Annotated in this window: 2 protein-coding genes and 1 pseudogene; 2 read left to right on the top strand and 1 reads right to left on the bottom strand. The window is 35.5% G+C overall.

The annotated features are described in order from the left end of the window. The coding region (locus WG67_RS08835; protein ID WP_458694936.1) for a ParB/RepB/Spo0J family partition protein at positions 1–512 on the top strand (512 nt) is incomplete at its 5' end. Between the two features lie 384 nt (positions 513–896). Next, entirely contained in the window at positions 897–1,073 is a 177-nt protein-coding gene (locus WG67_RS08840; RefSeq protein WP_179945721.1) for a hypothetical protein, read from the top strand. A gap of 313 nt (positions 1,074–1,386) precedes the next feature. On the opposite strand, the pseudogene WG67_RS08845 reads toward WG67_RS08840, so the two are convergent. Further along, positions 1,387–1,691, bottom strand: a pseudogene (locus WG67_RS08845) (hypothetical protein); the annotation flags it as partial.

Raw genomic sequence — 1,691 nt, forward strand, 5'->3', positions numbered from 1 at the left:
TTATTGAAAACATACAAAGGCAAGATATTAATCCAATAGAGGAAGGTGAAGCTTACAGAAAACTGATAGATGAGTTTTTCTATACACATGAGGAATTAGCTTCAGCTATAGGCAAAAGCCGCAGCCACATAACCAATATGATTCGGATGTTGTTGCTCCCTGATAGGGTGAAAACAATGATCAATGAGAAAAAATTGTCTATGGGTCATGCAAGAGCGTTGATTAATGTTGAAAATGCGGAAAGTATTGCAGAAAAAATAGTTTCTCAGGGCTTAAGCGTTAGACAAACTGAAAAACTGATAAAGGACCTACATCAAAACAACAATCAAAAAGAGCAGAGATATACTAGAAATCAAGATATGACAGTAATAGAAGGCGCTATATCTTCTCAACTTGGTTTAAAGATCAAAATTAATGACAACAATTCTAAGGGTAAAGTTATGATACGGTATGATAATCCAAATGAATTGGATTTGATATTGAAAATTTTGAATAGGAAACTTGAGGCATAGCTAGTAGTTGGCTAGCAAAGCAACAAACCAATATCAACTGTTGGTGTCATGAAAGTAGCTGACACTGGAATCCAGGAATTTTATTAAGTTGGTAAGCATAAAAGTATAACTTCTACGTCATACCGCCGCGGTATCCGCTAACAAGCAGCGGGATGACGATTGTCAGGGTAGCTGTCATCCCAGTGCCCTGACTACTTGGATCCAGGAAAAAGAATGGTGTCATCCAAGTAGCTGACACTGGGATGGCTTTGTTGCATCGCTAGCTATGATGGATTAAAGATAAAAAAGATAGGGAATATCAGTAGCTTACACCCTAGTAGAAATCGTTTTTGTAATTGCAACATTCGTGCAATCTTTAGCCATAAATATTAAGAAATTTACCAAATGAAAAAAAAGGCAAAAGAAGCCCTGGGGTTATTATCCGCTTTAAAATATTGGCGTTTTTTATGTTTTAAACGCTTGAAAAGCAAGATTAAGCTGCTTTTAATTGCAACTAACTTACGCTGCAAATGTTTAAGAAGTTTACTAAGCAGAAAAAAAGACAAAGAATCCCCGAGTTAGCTAGTCTTTTACTATCTCTGTCGAGTATTGGCATTTTTTGATGTCTTGTAACGCTTTATAAGCGCGTTCAGCTTATTTAGATAAAAATCTAGATGTAGATGAAGTTTTGTAAAGACATACAGTATCTATATACTGCAAAAAATTGAACATAAGACGCCGATACATTAAGTAATCCTTACCTTTTAATCTGCAGATTGGCGAAAGCAAATACAATAGCTTCACTATCATGATAAGGGCGCTGGCGAAGGGTGTCAAGTAAGTTTTTTCGTTTCATCCGATGCGCTGCCAAAAGCTATGCAAAAAGTCCAATGAGTTAACTCCCATATATCCTGAGTAATTCTTGTGCATTAGCTTTGATTAGGATAGGGCATTTTCTATCATTTAATAGGGAACGCAATATTTCAGTTGCACCTTTAATGTCGTTATTATGTATCTTTACTACAGCGATAGCTTCTTGGCTTGAATAAGGATACACTGTGCTTGATTCTAAATTATCAATTTTGTCTTTATTTATTTTTTCACCGTTGGAGTGAAGTAAGCTCATTACTTCTAAATATTGTGCTAACTCACGCAAAACATTAGGAGCATCTTTATCATCTGCCAAATCATTATAAATAG

The organism is Wolbachia endosymbiont of Drosophila incompta, assembly GCF_001758565.1.
Taxonomy (GTDB): domain Bacteria; phylum Pseudomonadota; class Alphaproteobacteria; order Rickettsiales; family Anaplasmataceae; genus Wolbachia; species Wolbachia pipientis.